Annotated in this window: 13 protein-coding genes; 7 read left to right on the top strand and 6 right to left on the bottom strand. The window is 60.9% G+C overall.

Translation table 11 applies throughout. The annotated features are described in order from the left end of the window. Positions 1–10: 10 nt before the first annotated feature. On the bottom strand, positions 11–751 hold the full coding sequence (locus JWU58_RS18555) for a phosphoadenylyl-sulfate reductase (RefSeq protein ID WP_041479156.1): 741 nt from the start codon (positions 749–751) through the stop codon (positions 11–13). A gap of 164 nt (positions 752–915) precedes the next feature. On the opposite strand from JWU58_RS18555, the gene thrH reads away from it, so the two are divergent. Then, complete coding sequence (thrH, locus tag JWU58_RS18550; RefSeq protein WP_122747089.1) at positions 916–1,533, top strand: bifunctional phosphoserine phosphatase/homoserine phosphotransferase ThrH; 618 nt, start codon at positions 916–918, stop codon at positions 1,531–1,533. 152 nt (positions 1,534–1,685) lie between these two features. Here thrH and pabB read toward each other — a convergent pair whose 3' ends face one another. The 4 genes from pabB to rloA form a co-directional block, all read right to left on the bottom strand. Beyond that, positions 1,686–3,029: an aminodeoxychorismate synthase component I gene (gene pabB / locus JWU58_RS18545; protein ID WP_206420743.1), complete on the bottom strand. Its 1,344-nt coding sequence runs from the start codon at positions 3,027–3,029 to the stop codon at positions 1,686–1,688. 233 nt (positions 3,030–3,262) lie between these two features. Next, a complete protein-coding gene (locus JWU58_RS18540) occupies positions 3,263–4,249 on the bottom strand; it encodes an alpha-L-glutamate ligase-like protein (RefSeq protein ID WP_016773817.1) in 987 nt (328 codons plus the stop codon). Then, positions 4,249–5,784: an osmotic stress tolerance membrane protein RloB gene (rloB, locus tag JWU58_RS18535; RefSeq protein WP_024012295.1), complete on the bottom strand. Its 1,536-nt coding sequence runs from the start codon at positions 5,782–5,784 to the stop codon at positions 4,249–4,251. The genes JWU58_RS18540 and rloB overlap by 1 nt, the downstream gene beginning before the upstream one ends. A gap of 5 nt (positions 5,785–5,789) precedes the next feature. Then, positions 5,790–6,326 (bottom strand): retropepsin-like aspartic peptidase RloA, encoded by a 537-nt coding sequence (gene rloA / locus JWU58_RS18530; protein WP_041479149.1) that lies wholly within the window; start codon positions 6,324–6,326, stop codon positions 5,790–5,792. A gap of 403 nt (positions 6,327–6,729) precedes the next feature. On the opposite strand from rloA, the gene JWU58_RS18525 reads away from it, so the two are divergent. The 6 genes from JWU58_RS18525 (at position 6,730) to prpD (ending at position 15,242) form a co-directional block, all read left to right on the top strand. Further along, positions 6,730–7,452 carry a GntR family transcriptional regulator gene (locus JWU58_RS18525; RefSeq protein ID WP_177180867.1) on the top strand — a complete coding sequence of 241 codons (723 nt, stop codon included), beginning with the start codon at positions 6,730–6,732 and terminating at the stop codon, positions 7,450–7,452. Then, positions 7,449–8,342, top strand: coding sequence for a methylisocitrate lyase (gene prpB, locus JWU58_RS18520; RefSeq protein WP_024012298.1), 894 nt, complete (start codon positions 7,449–7,451; stop codon positions 8,340–8,342). Before JWU58_RS18525 ends, prpB begins: the two co-directional genes overlap by 4 nt. A 137-nt stretch (positions 8,343–8,479) precedes the next feature. Continuing rightward, on the top strand, positions 8,480–9,607 hold the full coding sequence (gene prpC, locus JWU58_RS18515) for a bifunctional 2-methylcitrate synthase/citrate synthase (RefSeq protein ID WP_125918497.1): 1,128 nt from the start codon (positions 8,480–8,482) through the stop codon (positions 9,605–9,607). Between the two features lie 198 nt (positions 9,608–9,805). Further along, the gene (acnD, locus tag JWU58_RS18510; protein WP_024012300.1) at positions 9,806–12,400 is read left to right on the top strand and encodes a Fe/S-dependent 2-methylisocitrate dehydratase AcnD; all 2,595 of its coding nucleotides are present in this window, start codon (positions 9,806–9,808) and stop codon (positions 12,398–12,400) included. A gap of 52 nt (positions 12,401–12,452) precedes the next feature. Next, on the top strand, positions 12,453–13,643 hold the full coding sequence (prpF, locus tag JWU58_RS18505; RefSeq protein WP_016773824.1) for a 2-methylaconitate cis-trans isomerase PrpF: 1,191 nt from the start codon (positions 12,453–12,455) through the stop codon (positions 13,641–13,643). Positions 13,644–13,757: 114 nt separating this feature from the next. Continuing rightward, positions 13,758–15,242 carry a 2-methylcitrate dehydratase gene (gene prpD / locus JWU58_RS18500; RefSeq protein ID WP_206420742.1) on the top strand — a complete coding sequence of 495 codons (1,485 nt, stop codon included), beginning with the start codon at positions 13,758–13,760 and terminating at the stop codon, positions 15,240–15,242. Between the two features lie 133 nt (positions 15,243–15,375). Here the strand turns inward: prpD and ppsR are convergent, their stop codons facing one another. Then, entirely contained in the window at positions 15,376–16,194 is an 819-nt protein-coding gene (ppsR, locus tag JWU58_RS18495; protein WP_016773826.1) for a posphoenolpyruvate synthetase regulatory kinase/phosphorylase PpsR, read from the bottom strand. Positions 16,195–16,328: the final 134 nt, after the last annotated feature.

Raw genomic sequence — 16,328 nt, 5'->3', positions numbered from 1 at the left:
CAGCAAATGATCAAACCTTGCTCTTGCTGATGATATTCCCGGCATGCAGCCCGCATTCTTTCTGCGTGGCTTCTTCCCACCACCAGCGGCCTTCGCGCTCGTGCTGGTTCGGCAGCACCGGGCGGGTGCAGGGTTCGCAGCCGATGCTGATGAAACCGCGCTCGTGCAGGCTGTTGTACGGTAGTTCGAGCATGCGGATGTAGCCCCAGATCTCCTCGCTGGTCATCTGCGCCAGCGGGTTGAACTTGTACAGGGTGCGTTCCGGTGTCGAGAAAGCTGTGTCGATTTCCAGCACCGCCACAGCGCTGCGGGTGCCCGGGCTCTGATCGCGGCGCTGGCCGGTGGCCCAGGCTTTAACGTCGGACAGCTTGCGCCGCAGCGGCTCGATCTTGCGGATGCCGCAGCATTCGCCGTGGCCATCTTTGTAGAAGCTGAACAGGCCTTTTTCCTTCACGAACGGTTCGAGTTTCGTGTAGTCCGGCGAGACGATTTCGATGTCGATCTTGTAATGCTCGCGCACCTGCTCGATGAAGCGGTAGGTCTCCGGATGCAGGCGGCCGGTGTCGAGGCTGAACACTTTGACGTTCTTGTTCAGCTTCCACGCCATGTCCACCAGCACCACGTCCTCGGCGCCGCTGAAAGATATCCACAAGTCATCGCCGAACTCGGCGAAGGCGAGCTTGAGGATGTCCTGGGCGGATTTGTTGGCATAGGTCGTGGCGAGTTCCACGACGTCAAACGTTGGGCTCATCAGGGCGGCTTCCTACAGGTCAATGGCGCTCGGGCGCTCTATAGGGGGCCGATGGTAACAAAAAGCTGCCGCGGCCGGGGCGTCCTCTGCGTTGCGCGCCTCGGGTGCAAACGCTAGAGTTCGGCCTCGCTCGACTCAATAATCACTACAAACGGGAGTGTCTTGTGGAAATTGCTTGCCTGGATCTTGAAGGGGTACTGGTACCGGAAATCTGGATCGCCTTCGCCGAAAAAACCGGAATCGACTCCCTCAAGGCCACCACTCGGGACATTCCCGATTACGACGTTTTGATGAAGCAGCGCCTGCGCATCCTCGATGAGCACGGTCTCAAGCTCTCGGACATTCAGGAAGTGATCGCCACACTGAAACCGCTGGATGGCGCGGTGGAGTTCGTCAACTGGCTGCGCGAGCGCTTTCAGGTGGTGATTCTCTCGGACACTTTTTATGAGTTTTCACAGCCACTGATGCGCCAGCTGGGCTTCCCGACCTTGCTCTGCCATCGCTTGATCACTGACGAAAGTGGTCGGGTGACCGGCTATCAACTGCGTCAGAAAGATCCCAAGCGCCAGTCGGTGCTGGCGTTCAAGAGTCTGTACTACCGGGTGATCGCGGCGGGTGATTCGTACAACGACACGACCATGCTCGGCGAGGCGGATGCGGGGATTCTGTTTCACGCGCCGGACAACGTGATTCGCGAGTTTCCGCAGTTCCCGGCGGTGCATACGTTTGAAGAGCTCAAGCAGGAGTTCCTCAAAGCCTCAAACCGCGATCTCAGCCTGTAAGCCTAGCTACCTGATGATCGTTCCCACGCTCCGCGTGGGAATGCCTCAACGGACGCTCCGCGTTCGGCTTTGGATGGGACGCGGAGCGTCCCGGGCTGCATTCCCACGCAGGAGCGTGGGAACGATCGGTGTGGGAGGCTGCTCGCGATGCTTCAGAGGTTCTGCAGGGTATCGAGCAGGATCCGCACTTTGGTCATCGACTCCTGATACTCCGCCTGCCAGTTCGAATCGGCGACGATCCCGCCGCCGCCCCAGCAGCACACCTGGCCATCCTTGACCAGCAGACTGCGGATGGCGATAGAGCTGTCCATCTCGCCGCGCACGTCCAGATACAGCAACGAGCCGCAATACAGACCGCGCCGGGTTGGCTCCAGCTCGTCGATGATCTGCATCGCCCGAATCTTTGGTGCGCCGGTGATCGAGCCGCCGGGGAAGCTGCCAGCGATCAGGTCCAGCGCATCACGATCCGCCGCCAGTTCACCGGTCACGCTGCTGACCAGGTGATGCACGTTCGGATAGCTTTCCAGACTGAACAACTCCGGCACCCGCACCGAGCCGATGCGGCAGGTGCGCCCGAGATCGTTGCGCAGCAGGTCGACGATCATCAGGTTTTCCGCGCGATCCTTGGGGCTGGCCAGCAGTTCGGCGGCGTTGGCAGCGTCCTCGGCTGGGGTGACGCCACGGGGGCGGGTGCCCTTGATCGGACGGGTTTCAACCTGACGCTGGCTGACTCTGACGAAACGTTCCGGTGACAGGCTCAGCACCGCGCCGCCATCGGGCAGGCTCTGGAACCCGGAGAACGGCGTCGGGCAGGCCTGACGCAAAGCGCAGTAAGCCAGCCACGGATCGCCCTGGCATTCAGCACGAAAGCGTTGCGCGAAGTTGACCTGATAGCAGTCGCCGGCCTGGATGTAGTCCTGAATGCGTTCGAAGGCCTGACGGTAATCGTCGGCCGAGAGATCAGCGGCCATCGGGGCGTTCAGTTTGAAGGGCGCCAGCGCGTCAACTTGAGGCTGAGTGAACAGCGCGACCAATCGCTGCCGTTCACTGTCGACAAGCGATGGATGAAAGACCAATTGGCTGGTTTGCCTGTGGTGATCGCTGATCAGCGCCCAGTCGTACAGGCCAAAACGCGCATCGGGCAGTTGCAGGTCATCCAGCGCCTGACTCGGCAGGTTTTCCAGATGCCGGCCGAAGTCGTAGCTCAGATAACCGATCAGTCCGCCGGCGAACGGCAATTCGTACCCGGCGGGCAACTGCGCTTCGCCCAAGCGGCTGAGGTGGTCACGCAGGCGCTGGAGGAAATGCGCGCCGCTCTCGTCCGGCAACACCGCCAGTTGTTCCAGCGGCCAGGCGCTGAGCAAGTCATAACGGCCGCGTTCAGCGCTCGGCCGGCCGCTGTCGAGCAGCACGGCGCCGGGTGCGTTGCGAATGGCCGCGAAGTAGTCGGCGGGATTGGCGCGGTAGGGCAGTGGGTGTACGGAGCAGGTCAACATGGGCGGGGCAGATCGGCCGTTGAGGCGGGGTGGGGATTGTAGTCCTCTGCGGGAATTGCTCCTAGAGGGGATGTCGGCGATTGGCAGATGGGCGGCAGAGTTGAAGCTCGGGTTCTTTGATCGTTCCCACGCTCCGCGTGGTAACGCCGCCATGGACGCTCTGCGTCCACTGTGACGCGGAGCGTCACGGGCTGCATTCCCACGCAGAGCGTGGGAACGATCAATGTGGGGGATCAGCCCTCGACCGCAGGAATATGCCCAAACATCTCCTGGGTAAACGCCACCCGCTCTTCTACCGATTCCTTAACGCCCCGCGCCTTCAGCTCTTCCAGCCGCGCTTCAACCGCGTGAGTGCGCAAGGTCAGGCCGCAATCGTTGGCGATCTGAATGTTCAGCCCCGGCCGCGCATTCAGTTCGAGAATCAACGGACCCTTTTCCTGATCGAGCACCATGTCCACACCGATATAACCCAGCCCGCACAGCTCATAGCAGCCGGCGGCGAGTTTCATGAAACCGTCCCAGTAGGGCAGTTGCACGCCGTCCACCGCGTTGGTGGTGTCGGGGTGTTTGGTGATGATGTTGTTCAGCCAGGTGCCGCGCAGGGTCAAACCGGTGGCCAGATCCACACCAACGCCAATGGCGCCCTGGTGCAGGTTGGCCTTGCCGCCGGACTGGCGGGTCGGCAGACGCAACATCGCCATCACCGGGTAACCCATCAGCACGATGATGCGGATGTCCGGCACGCCTTCGTAGCTGATGCTCTTGAATATCTGGTCCGGGGTCACACGGTATTCGATCAGCGCGCGGTCGCGGTGGCCGCCCAGCGAGTACAGGCCGGTGAGAATGCTGGAGATGTGATGCTCCAGCTCTTCGTGGGCGAGGATCTTGCCCGAGACCGTGCGATAACGGCCTTCGAAGCGGTCGGCGATGACGATGATGCCATCGCCACCCGCGCCCTGCGCCGGTTTGATCACGAAGTCGCTGCGCCCGCCGATGATCTCGTCGAGCTTGTCGATTTCCTTCTCGGTGGAGATCACCCCGTACAGCTCCGGCACGTGAATGCCGGCGGCGATGGCGCGTTCCTTGGTGAGGATCTTGTCATCGACGATCGGGTACAGGCTGCGCTTGTTGTACTTGAGCACGTAGTCCGCGTTTCGGCGGTTGATGCCCATGATGCCGCGCGCCTCGAGGGCCTTCCAGGTCTTCCAGAAACCGAACATCAGGCGTCAGCCTTCTTCAGGAAGGCCTTGAAACGCACCAGTTCGGTCAGGCGGTAGCCGCGATAGCGACCCATCGCCAGCATGAAACCGACCAGAATCAGCAGGATCGCCGGGAAGGTAAACACGAAGTACACCAGCTCCGGCACGGTCATGATCAGGTGCGCCAGGGAGGCGGCGAACAGCGTGCCGATGGCGACTTTCAGCGCATGGTTGGCGCCGCGTTCTTCCCAGGTAATCGACAGACGCTCGATGGTCATGGTCAGAATCACCATCGGGAACAGCGCCACCGACAAGCCACGCTCAAGCCCCAGTTTGTGGCTGAACAGACTGATCGCCGCAATCAACACCACAACGAAGGTCAGCACCACCGACAGGCGCGGCAGCATTTGCAGTTTCAGATGTTCGAGATACGAGCGCAGCGACAGGCCCAGCGCGGTGATCACCGTGAACAGCAGAATGCCGAAGCCCAGCTGCGTTTCGCGGAAGGCCAGCGCGATCAGCACCGGGGTGAATGTGCCCAGCGTCTGCAGGCCGACGAGGTTGCGCAGGATCAGGATCACCAGCACGCCGATCGGGATCATCACCATGATCATGAAGGTCTGCTGGGTCTGCAGCGGCAAGCCGTACAGCGAATAATCGAGGAAGTTGGCGTCAGTGTTTTCGTCGGTCAGCTTGGCCAGACGAATCGCGTTCATCTCGCTGTTGTTCAGGCTGAAGGTCACGTTGGCTTTCTTGCCGCCGTCGACGGTGATCAGGTTTTCGTCACCGGTCCACCACAGCAGGCGGTCGGTTGGCAGGCCTTGCTCACCGGTTTCCGGGTTGAAGTACAGCCAGTCGTTGCCGTTGAAGCTGCGCAGCCACAGTTCGGGTGTCTGTGGCTGATCGGCGACGAGGCGGATGGTGTGGACTTTTTCTACCGGAACGTGGGCAATCGACAGCAGCAGTTCGACGATCTTGGCTTTGTGCGAAGTCGACGGATCGCCGGCCAGCAGCAATTTGACGTTGTCGTCGTTGACGTTGTTGACGCGCTTGATCGCCTCGCCAATGAAGGTTTCGACGTCGGCCGAATGTTGGCGGATCGGCGCGAGCAGGGCTTCGGCGGCGATTTTTTCCGGGCCTTCGATGACCATGCTGTCACGGAAGGTCGGGCCTTTGACCTTGGATTTTTCCGCGGTGTAGCGCTTGGTCAGCACCAGACGGTAATACAAGGTCTGGTTGCCCTTGGCGCGACGGGCCGACCAGGTCACCTTGCGGTTGCCGTCGATGCGGTTGACCGCGACGCCGTAGTTATTGGAGATGAAGCTTTCGTTGAGGCTCACGTAATCGCGGCTCAACGGCGGCACGAACATCTGGATCTTCACCGGATCCTTGGTGCTGGCGACGAACTCGACCTTGGCGTCGATGTTCCACAGGTCGTCGGTGGCGTCTTCGGTCACCGGGATGCCGAGCACGAAAATCTGATAGGCCGTAACCGAAACGCCCAGCAGCACCAGCACGGCGATCAGGATTTTCAGGTGGAAGGTTAGAGAACGCATGGAAATTACTCGGCGGTGTGAGCGGCGATGGTGCAGGCAGGTTTGCCGGCAGCGTATTTAAGACTGGGGTCGACCAGCGCGTCGAAGCGTTTCAGCGCCTCGGAGCCGATCAAAAGCGGGTATTGGAACGCACTTCGGTCGGTGAGGTTCACTTCGATGCTGCGCAATGCCGAACCCATGCAGATATCCAGCTCGATCACCGGACGGGCGGTGTACTGCTTGCCTTCTTCCGGATCGTAGTCGCCGGCGCGGCGCTTGATCTTGCTGACTCGCGCCAGCGGCCGTTCGATGGGGTGTGAATGCGCGGTGTCGATGGCCAGGTAGAAACGTACCCAGGATTCACCGTTGCGTTTGAAGCGTTTGATGTCGCGGGCGCTCAGCGAGGCGGTTTTCGCCCCGGTGTCGAGTTTGGCCGCAACTTCGAGATTGATGCCGTCAAGCGAAGCGTATTCGTTGAGGCCGTACACGGTTTTTTCCCCCGCGGCGGCGAGGCCGGGCAGGCAAAACAGAGCAAAAAAGGTGGGGAAAGGCTTGAGTCTCATAAATCCTGGTGCGCAGCGTTCCGTTATCGGTTCAGGTGCCCGCGCAACCGTGCGCAAGCCCCCGCGTGTGCCTGGCAGCTTTTTATGGCAAGCCGTACAAAGACCCGCAAATGCGGGCGGCATTCTAGCACGGTGGTTTTATGGCGCCAGCGCTTGCGCCGATCCATGAGCTGCAAGGGATGCCACTCTTGTGGGAGCGAGCCTGCTCGCGAAAGCGCTGTGTCATTCGATGTAGAAGCCGGCTGATGTGCCGCCTTCACGAGCAAGCTCGCTCCAACATTAATAGATGATCGATTGGCTGCGGTTATTAGACGATTGTCGACAATACCTATTTATCCTTTGACTGATCCGGTCTTATTGGCTAGTTTTTGCCGCATTGGATTTAAAGGTGTCGACAATCATGCTGGATCAACTCGATCCCCCGGTCATCAGCGGCGACGATTCCGAGACGCTGTCGGAAAACGTCTTCCGCCGCATCCAGGCCGCAATCGTCAAAGGCGAAATCGCCCCGGGCAGCAAGATCTCCGAGCCGGAACTGGCGCGTACTTATGGCATCAGTCGGGGGCCGCTGCGTGAGGCGATCCATCGTCTGGAAGGCCAGCGCTTGCTGGTGCGTGTGCCGCACGTCGGTGCGCGGGTGGTCTCGCTCAGCCATGCCGAATTGATCGAACTCTACGAAATCCGTGAATCCCTCGAAGGCATGGCCTGCCGCCTCGCTGCCGAGCGCATGAGCGTCGAGGAAATCGACGAACTGCGCCGGGTCCTGGAAACCCACGAGCGCGATGCGGCGTTTCAGGCCGGCGTCGGTTATTACCAGCAGGAAGGCGATTTCGACTTTCATTACCGGATCATCCAGGGCAGCGGCAATCGCACGCTGACGCAGATGCTCTGCGGCGAGCTGTATCAACTGGTGCGCATGTACCGCATCCAGTTTTCCACCACGCCGAACCGCCCGCACCAGGCCTTCGCCGAACACCACCGCATTCTCGATGCCATCGCCGACCGTGACGGCGAGCTCGCGGAATTGTTGATGCGCCGCCACATCGGCGCCTCGAAACGCAACATCGCCCGTCACTACGAGGACGGTGCCCACAACAAGACAGCCACTGAACGAGGTGATGCATGACTTCCAACCTGAACACGCCGGGCCAGCGCTTCCGCGATGCGGTCGCCAGCGAGCATCCTTTGCAAGTGGTCGGCGCGATCAACGCCAACCACGCGCTGCTGGCCAAGCGCGCCGGTTTCAAGGCGATCTACCTGTCCGGCGGCGGCGTGGCCGCAGGCTCGCTGGGCGTGCCGGACCTGGGCATCACCGGGCTGGACGACGTGCTCACCGACGTGCGGCGGATCACCGACGTTTGCGACCTGCCGCTGCTGGTGGATGTTGACACCGGTTTTGGCTCGTCGGCCTTCAACGTCGCGCGCACGGTCAAGTCGATGATCAAGTTCGGCGCGGCGGCGATTCACATCGAGGACCAGGTTGGCGCCAAGCGCTGCGGCCATCGCCCGAATAAAGAAATTGTCAGCCAGCAGGAAATGGTCGATCGCATCAAAGCCGCCGTCGATGCCCGTACCGACGACAGCTTCGTGATCATGGCGCGTACCGACGCACTGGCAGTGGAGGGTCTGGAATCGGCACTTGATCGCGCGGCAGCGTGCATCGAAGCCGGCGCCGACATGATCTTCCCGGAAGCGATTACCGAACTGGACATGTACAAGCTGTTCGCCAATCGTGTGAAAGCACCGATCCTGGCCAACATCACCGAGTTCGGCGCAACGCCGCTGTACACCACCGAACAACTGGCCGGCGCTGACGTCTCGCTGGTGCTTTACCCGCTGTCGGCGTTCCGCGCGATGAACAAGGCAGCGGAAAACGTCTACACGGCGATCCGCCGCGATGGCACGCAACAGAATGTCATCGACACCATGCAGACTCGCATGGAGCTCTACGATCGTATCGATTACCACACGTTCGAGCAGAAGCTCGATGCGTTGTTTGCACAGAAGAAAGGCTGAACAAAACCCTGTGGGAGCGAGCCTGCTCGCGAAGACGGACTGACATCCAACATTGATGTCGACTGATCCAGCGCTTTCGCGAGCAGGCTCGCTCCCACAAGTTTCCCCATACAAATTCAAGAAGATTGGAGAACACAATGGCCGAAGCAAAAGTACTCAGTGGCGCCGGGCTCCGTGGCCAGGTTGCCGGGCAAACCGCACTGTCCACCGTGGGCCAGGCCGGTGCCGGGCTGACCTATCGCGGCTACGACGTGCGTGAACTGGCCGCCGACGCGCAATTTGAAGAAGTCGCCTATCTGCTGCTGTACGGCGAACTGCCGACAACAGCGCAACTGGCCGACTATCAAAGCAAACTGAGCAAGCTGCGCGACCTGCCGCAAGCTTTGAAAGAAGTGCTCGAACGAATTCCCGCCGACGCCCACCCGATGGACGTCATGCGCACCGGTTGCTCATTCCTCGGCAACATCGAACCGGAGAAAGACTTCTCCGAACAGCGCGACAAGACCGACCGTCTGCTCGCCGCGTTCCCGGCGATCATGTGCTACTGGTATCGCTTCAGCCACGACGGCAAGCGCATCGACTGCGTCAGCGACGAGCCAACCATCGGCGGCCACTTCCTGCACCTGCTGCACGGCAAGAAACCGAGTGAATTGCACGTCAAAGTGATGAACGTGTCGCTGATCCTCTACGCCGAACACGAATTCAATGCCTCAACCTTCACCGCACGGGTTTGCGCCTCGACTTTGTCGGATCTGTACTCGTGCGTGACGGCGGCGATCGGTTCGCTGCGTGGCCCGTTGCACGGTGGCGCCAACGAAGCGGCGATGGAAATGATCGAGCGCTTCGGTTCACCGGAAGAGGCGATCAAAGGCACCCTGGGCATGCTCGAGCGCAAGGACAAGATCATGGGCTTCGGCCACGCGATCTATAAGGACAGCGACCCGCGCAACGAGGTGATCAAGGGCTGGGCGAAAAAACTCGCGGACGAGGTCGGTGACAAGGTGTTGTTCCCAGTCTCGGAAGCCATCGACAAGACCATGTGGGAGCAGAAGAAACTGTTCCCGAATGCCGACTTCTACCATGCCTCGGCGTACCACTTCATGGGTATCCCGACCAAGCTGTTCACGCCGATCTTCGTCTGCTCGCGCCTGACCGGCTGGGCCGCGCACGTGTTCGAACAACGCGCCAACAACCGCATCATCCGCCCGAGCGCCGAATACACCGGCGTCGAACAGCGCAAGTTCGTGCCAATCGAACGTCGCTGAAATGGTGGGCTGACCCGTAACCAGAGAACACCGCTAGACCCTGTGGGAGCGAGCCTGCTCGCGAAGACGGACTGACATTCAACATTGATGTCGACTGATATACCGCTTTCGCGAGCAGGCTCGCTCCCACAGTGGACGGTGTGTAACTCAGGTTTCTGGCCCACCCTTTGCAACCACCGTGACCCGAGTCCTGACCCGATGAACACAGAATTCCGCAAGAACCTGCCCGGCACGCCGCTGGATTACTTCGACACCCGCGCGGCGATCGAGGCGATTGCGCCTGGCAGCTACGACACCCTGCCGTACACCTCCCGCGTGCTGGCGGAAAACCTTGTGCGTCGCTGCGACCCGGCCACGCTCACCGATTCCCTCAAGCAACTGATCGAACGCAAGCGCGATCTAGATTTCCCGTGGTTCCCGGCGCGGGTGGTCTGCCATGACATCCTCGGCCAGACCGCGCTGGTCGACCTCGCTGGCCTGCGCGATGCCATCGCTTTGCAGGGCGGCGACCCGGCGCAGGTCAACCCGGTGGTGCCGACGCAACTGATCGTCGACCACTCGCTGGCCGTCGAGGCGGGCGGTTTCGATGCCCAGGCCTTCGAGAAGAACCGCGCCATCGAAGATCGCCGCAACGAAGACCGTTTCCACTTCATCAACTGGACCAAAAAGGCCTTCAAGAACGTCGATGTGATCCCGCCGGGCAACGGCATCATGCACCAGATCAACCTGGAGAAAATGTCCCCGGTGATTCAGGTGCGCGAAGGCGTGGCGTTCCCCGACACCTGCGTCGGCACCGACAGCCACACGCCGCACGTCGATGCGCTCGGTGTGATCGCCATCGGCGTTGGCGGCCTCGAAGCCGAGAGCGTGATGCTCGGCCGTGCGTCGTGGATGCGTCTGCCGGAAAGCGTTGGCGTCGAACTGACCGGCAAGCTGCAACCGGGCATCACCGCTACCGACATGGTCCTGGCCCTGACCGAATACCTGCGCAAGCAGAAAGTCGTTGGCGCGTGGCTGGAGTTCTTCGGCGAAGGCGCGGCAGCGCTGACCCTCGGTGACCGCGCGACCATCTCCAACATGGCCCCGGAATACGGCGCCACGGCGGCGATGTTCTACATCGACCAGCAGACCATCGATTACCTGAAACTGACCGGTCGTGAAGACCAGCAGGTTCAATTGGTCGAGCAATACGCCAAGTTGACCGGGCTGTGGGCTGACAGCCTCAAAGGTGCGCAATACGAGCGCGGTCTGACTTTTGATCTGTCCTCGGTGGTGCGCAACATGGCCGGCCCGAGCAACCCGCACGCCCGCGTCGCGGTGTCCGATCTGGCGGCCAAAGGCATCTCCGGCCAGTGGGATGACGTGCCAGGGCAAATGCCCGACGGCGCGGTGATCATCGCCGCCATCACCAGTTGCACCAACACCAGCAACCCGCGCAATGTCATCGCCGCTGGCCTGTTGGCGCGCAATGCCAACAAGCTCGGCCTGACGCGCAAGCCGTGGGTCAAATCCTCGCTGGCGCCCGGTTCGAAAACCGTGGCGCTGTACCTCGATGAAGCGGGGCTGACCACTGAGCTGGAGCAGCTCGGTTTCGGCGTTGTGGCGTTTGCCTGCACCACCTGCAATGGCATGTCCGGCGCCCTCGATCCGCTGATCCAGCAAGAGATCATCGACCGCGATCTGTACGCGACCGCGGTGCTTTCCGGCAACCGCAACTTCGACGGCCGCATTCACCCGTACGCCAAACAGGCATTCCTCGCCTCGCCGCCGCTGGTGGTTGCTTACGCGATCGCCGGGACCATCCGTTTCGATATCGAGAAGGATGTGCTGGGCGTGGTCGATGGCCGGGAAATCCGCCTCAAGGACATCTGGCCGAGCGATGAAGAAATCGATGCGGTGGTGAAGTCGTCGGTCAAGCCTGAGCAGTTCCGTCAGGTCTATATTCCGATGTTCGCCGTGCATGAAGACACCGGGCCGAAAGTCGCGCCGCTGTACGACTGGCGCGAGATGAGCACCTACATCCGCCGTCCGCCGTACTGGGAAGGCGCGCTGGCCGGCGCCCGTCCGCTGAAGGGCATGCGCCCGCTGGCGGTGCTGCCGGACAACATCACCACTGATCACCTGTCGCCATCGAACGCGATCATGCTCGACAGCGCCGCCGGCGAATACCTGGCGAAAATGGGCCTGCCGGAAGAGGACTTCAACTCCTACGCCACCCACCGTGGCGACCACCTGACCGCCCAGCGCGCAACGTTCGCCAATCCGAAACTGTTCAACGAAATGGTCGTGGAAAACGGCAAGGTCAAACAGGGTTCGCTGGCGCGCGTGGAGCCGGAAGGCCAGGTCATGCGTATGTGGGAAGCCATCGAAACCTACATGCAACGCAAGCAGCCGCTGATCATCATCGCTGGCGCTGACTACGGTCAGGGTTCGTCCCGCGACTGGGCGGCGAAAGGTGTGCGCCTTGCCGGTGTCGAGGCGATTGCCGCTGAAGGTTTCGAGCGCATTCACCGCACCAACCTGGTGGGCATGGGCGTGTTGCCGCTGGAATTCAAACCCGGCACCAACCGCCACACCCTGGCCATCGATGGCAGCGAAACCTACGACGTGATCGGCGAGCGCAAGCCGCGTGCGGATCTGACGCTGGTGATCAATCGCAAGAACGGCGAGCGCGTCGAAGTGCCGGTGACCTGCCGTCTCGATACCGCTGAAGAAGTGTCGATCTACGAGGCCGGCGGCGTGTTGCAGCGCTTCGCACAGGATTTCCTCGAAGGATCGGCGGTAGCCGTTTAAATCAACGTGTGGGCATGGGATTTCAAGTCCCATGCCTTCGGTAAGGAGCACCATGGCTCACGCACCACAAATCAGAATCGCTGCCACCTACATGCGCGGCGGCACCAGCAAAGGCGTGTTCTTCAGCCTCACCGATCTGCCCGAAGCAGCGCAAGTTCCAGGCCCAGCGCGCGACGCTTTGTTGCTGCGGGTGATCGGCAGCCCCGATCCCTACGACAAGCAGATCGACGGCATGGGCGGCGCGACGTCGAGCACCAGCAAAACCGTGATCCTGTCGAAAAGCACCCGCGCCGATCACGACGTCGATTACCTGTTCGGTCAGGTGTCGATCGACAAGCCGTTCGTCGACTGGAGCGGCAACTGCGGCAACCTCTCGGCGGCGGTCGGTTCGTTCGCCATCAGCAACGGTCTGGTCGACGCCAGCCGCATTCCGCACAACGGCGTAGCGGTGGTGCGCGTGTGGCAGGCCAACATCGGCAAGACCATCATCGCCCACGTGCCGATCACCAATGGCGAAGTGCAGGAAACCGGTGATTTCGAACTCGACGGCGTGACCTTTCCGGCGGCCGAAGTGCAGGTCGAATTCATGGATCCGGCGGCGGAAGAAGAGGGCGGCGGTGGCTCGATGTTCCCCACCGGCAATCTGGTCGATGAGCTTGAGGTCCCGGGTGTCGGCACGTTCAAGGCGACCATGATCAACGCCGGGATCCCGACGATTTTCGTCAACGCCGAAGACATCGGTTACACCGGCACCGAACTGCAGGGCGCGATCAACGGCGATCCAAAAGCGCTGCTGATGTTCGAGACGATTCGTGCTTACGGTGCGTTGCGCATGGGCCTGATCGCCAATCTGGAAGAAGCCGCCAAGCGGCAACACACGCCGAAAGTAGCGTTCGTCGCCAAGCCTGCGGATTACGTAGCGTCGAGTGGTAAAGCGATTGCCGCTGGTGATGTGGACCTGCTGGTGCGCGCGTTGTCGATGGGCAAGCTGCACCACGCCATGATGGGCACGGCAGCGGTGGCGATCGGCACGGCGGCGGCGATTTCCGGGACGTTGGTCAATCTTGCTGCTGGTGGGATTGAGCGCAATGCGGTGCGTTTCGGCCATCCGTCCGGGACGTTGCGCGTGGGCGCTGAGGCGACACTGGAGAATGGCGAGTGGGTGGTGAAGAAAGCCATCATGAGCCGCAGTGCGCGAGTGCTCATGGAAGGCTATGTCCGCGTGCCCGGAGATTCTTTCTGACTTAACACAAAACCAGGTAGGAGCTGCCAAAGGCTGCGATCTTTTGATCTTGATCGCGAAAAACAAAATCAAAAGATCGCAGCCTTCGGCAGCTCCTACAGGAGTGAATCGAACATGAGCGCCAACGTCGACCTGAACAACCGCCCCGATTACGACGCAGTCCTGCAGGACATCGCCGACTACGTCCTCACCTTCAAGCCCGAATCCGCCGAAGCGCTGAACACCGCGCGCAACTGCCTGATCGACACGCTGGGCTGCGGCTTGCTGGCCCTGCGTTTCCCCGAATGCACGAAACACCTCGGCCCGATCGTTGAAGGCACGGTTGTACCGTTCGGTGCACGAGTGCCAGGTACCCCTTATCGCCTCGATCCGGTCAAAGCCGCTTGGGATATCGGCTGCATTGTCCGCTGGCTCGACTACAACGACACCTGGCTCGCCGCCGAATGGGGGCATCCATCGGACAACCTCGGTGCCATCCTCGCCGTGGCCGATCACCTGTCACAGAAACGCATCGCTAACGGTGAAGCGCCGCTGACGGTCCGCAATGTGCTGGAAGCAATGATCATGGCCCACGAGATTCAAGGCGTGATCGCCCTGGAAAACTCCTTTAACCGGGTAGGACTGGATCACGTCATTCTGGTGAAAGTCGCCTCGACCGCCGTCAGCGCCCGACTGATGGGCGCCAATCGCGAGCAGCTGTTGTCGGCACTGTCCCACGCCTTCGCCGACGGTCAGGCACTGCGCACTTATCGGCATGCGCCGAACGCCGGCTCGCGCAAATCCTGGGCGGCGGGGGATGCGGCGAGTCGCGGCGTAAGGCTGGCCGACATCGCCATGCGCGGTGAGATGGGCATTCCCGGGGTTCTGACGGCAAAGCAGTGGGGTTTTTATGACGTTTCGTTCAGCCACACCAACAACGATCTGGCGCTGAAACCCACGGACAAACGCGCTTTCAGCTTCTCCCGGCCGTTCGGCAGTTACGTGATGGAAAACGTGCTGTTCAAGATCAGTTTCCCCGCCGAATTCCATGCGCAGACGGCATGCGAGGCGGCGGTGACCTTGCATCCGCTGGTTCGCAATCGGCTGCATGAGATCGACCGCATCGTCATCACCACCCATGAATCGGCGATCCGCATCATTTCCAAGGTCGGCCCGCTGGCCAATGCCGCCGACCGCGACCACTGCCTGCAATACATGACCGCCGTGCCGCTGGCATTTGGCAATCTGGTCGCGGAGCACTACGAAGACGACTTCCACAAGGCGCATCCGATCATCGATGTGCTGCGCGAAAAAATGGTCATCGTTGAAGAACCGCGCTTCACCCGCGAATACCTTGAGCCTGACAAACGCTCGATTGCCAACGCCGTGCAGGTGTTTTTCAAGGACGGCAGCAGCACCGACAACGTCGTGGTGGAGTACCCGATCGGCCATCGCCGCCGCCGCGCCGAGGGCATTCCGTTGCTGGAGGACAAGTTCAAGGCCAACCTGGCCACGCGGTTTGCCGGGCAGCGTTGCGCTGAGATTTTTGCGCTGTGCGAGGATCAGGCGCAGCTTGAAGCCACGTCGGTGCATCGATTCATCGACCTGTTTGTGATCTGACGGACCGCGTTATCGTTCTTCGCGGGCAAGCCCGCTCCCACAGGGAATGGTGATGAACACAGAAATTGTGAACGCCTTCAGAACCTGTGGGAGCGGGCTTGCCCGCGATAGCGTCAGATCAGGCACCGCAAACCTACTTGAACCGCCGCTCAACGCCTTTTTCCACGAGAATCTTCGCCGAAATCTCTTCCACCGAGAAATGCGTGGAATTGATGTGCGGAATGTTCTCGCGGCGGAACAGGTTTTCCACTTCGCGCACTTCGAATTCGCACTGGGCGTAGCTCGAATAACGGCTGTTGGGCTTGCGCTCATTGCGGATCGCGGTCAGGCGGTCGGGGTCGATGGTCAGGCCGAACAGCTTGTGCTGATGGGCGCGCAGGGCGGTGGGCAGGGTCAGGCGTTCCATGTCGTCTTCGGTCAGCGGATAGTTGGCCGCGCGGATACCGAACTGCATGGCCATGTACAGACACGTCGGCGTTTTGCCGCATCGCGACACGCCCACTAGTATCAGATCGGCTTTGTCGTAATAGTGGGTGCGCGCGCCGTCATCGTTGTCGAGGGCGAAGTTCACCGCCTCGATGCGCTCCATGTAATTGGAGTTGTGTCCGATCGAATGGGATTTGCCGACGGTGTAGGAAGAATGCTCGGTGAGCTCCTGTTCGAGCGGCGCGAGGAAGGTCGAGAAAATGTCGATCATGAAACCATTGGACGTTGCGAGAATCTCACGAATGTCCTGATTGACGATGGTGTCGAAGATGATCGGGCGAAAGCCGTCGGTTTCAGCGGCTTTGTTGATTTGTTGTACCATGGCCCGCGCTTTTTCCACGCTGTCGATGTAGGGCCGCGTGAATTTGCTGAAGGTAATGTTTTCGAACTGCGCCAACAGGCTTTGACCCAGGGTTTCGGCGGTAATGCCGGTGCCATCGGAGATGAAGAAAGCAGATCGTTTCATTTGCACCTTGGGCCTTAAGCTAGTAACGAATCTTGGATATGATAGGCGCGATTTGCCGGCCGCCATTGGCCCGCATTCTCACTTATTTTCCAGGTCCAGGCCATACAACCGGCCAAGGCTCCCCCGGGCCGCCG

It is taken from the genome of Pseudomonas atacamensis (assembly GCF_017167965.1).
In the GTDB taxonomy this organism is placed as follows: Bacteria; Pseudomonadota; Gammaproteobacteria; order Pseudomonadales; family Pseudomonadaceae; genus Aquipseudomonas; species Aquipseudomonas atacamensis.
Note: the sequence above shows the minus strand (reverse complement) of the source record. Positions and strands in the feature narration are given on the sequence as shown.

Bases quoted from the DNA above. Each gene is read 5' to 3' on its own strand.
- JWU58_RS18555 (WP_041479156.1), bottom strand. From the start codon at position 751: ATGAGCCCAACGTTTGACGTCGTGGAACTCGCCACGACCTATGCCAAC.
- pabB (WP_206420743.1), bottom strand. From the start codon at position 3,029: ATGTTGACCTGCTCCGTACACCCACTGCCCTACCGCGCCAATCCCGCC.
- JWU58_RS18540 (WP_016773817.1), bottom strand. From the start codon at position 4,249: ATGTTCGGTTTCTGGAAGACCTGGAAGGCCCTCGAGGCGCGCGGCATC.
- rloB (WP_024012295.1), bottom strand. From the start codon at position 5,784: ATGCGTTCTCTAACCTTCCACCTGAAAATCCTGATCGCCGTGCTGGTG.
- rloA (WP_041479149.1), bottom strand. From the start codon at position 6,326: ATGAGACTCAAGCCTTTCCCCACCTTTTTTGCTCTGTTTTGCCTGCCC.
- prpB (WP_024012298.1), top strand. From the start codon at position 7,449: ATGACTTCCAACCTGAACACGCCGGGCCAGCGCTTCCGCGATGCGGTC.
- prpC (WP_125918497.1), top strand. From the start codon at position 8,480: ATGGCCGAAGCAAAAGTACTCAGTGGCGCCGGGCTCCGTGGCCAGGTT.
- acnD (WP_024012300.1), top strand. From the start codon at position 9,806: ATGAACACAGAATTCCGCAAGAACCTGCCCGGCACGCCGCTGGATTAC.
- prpF (WP_016773824.1), top strand. From the start codon at position 12,453: ATGGCTCACGCACCACAAATCAGAATCGCTGCCACCTACATGCGCGGC.
- prpD (WP_206420742.1), top strand. From the start codon at position 13,758: ATGAGCGCCAACGTCGACCTGAACAACCGCCCCGATTACGACGCAGTC.
- ppsR (WP_016773826.1), bottom strand. From the start codon at position 16,194: ATGAAACGATCTGCTTTCTTCATCTCCGATGGCACCGGCATTACCGCC.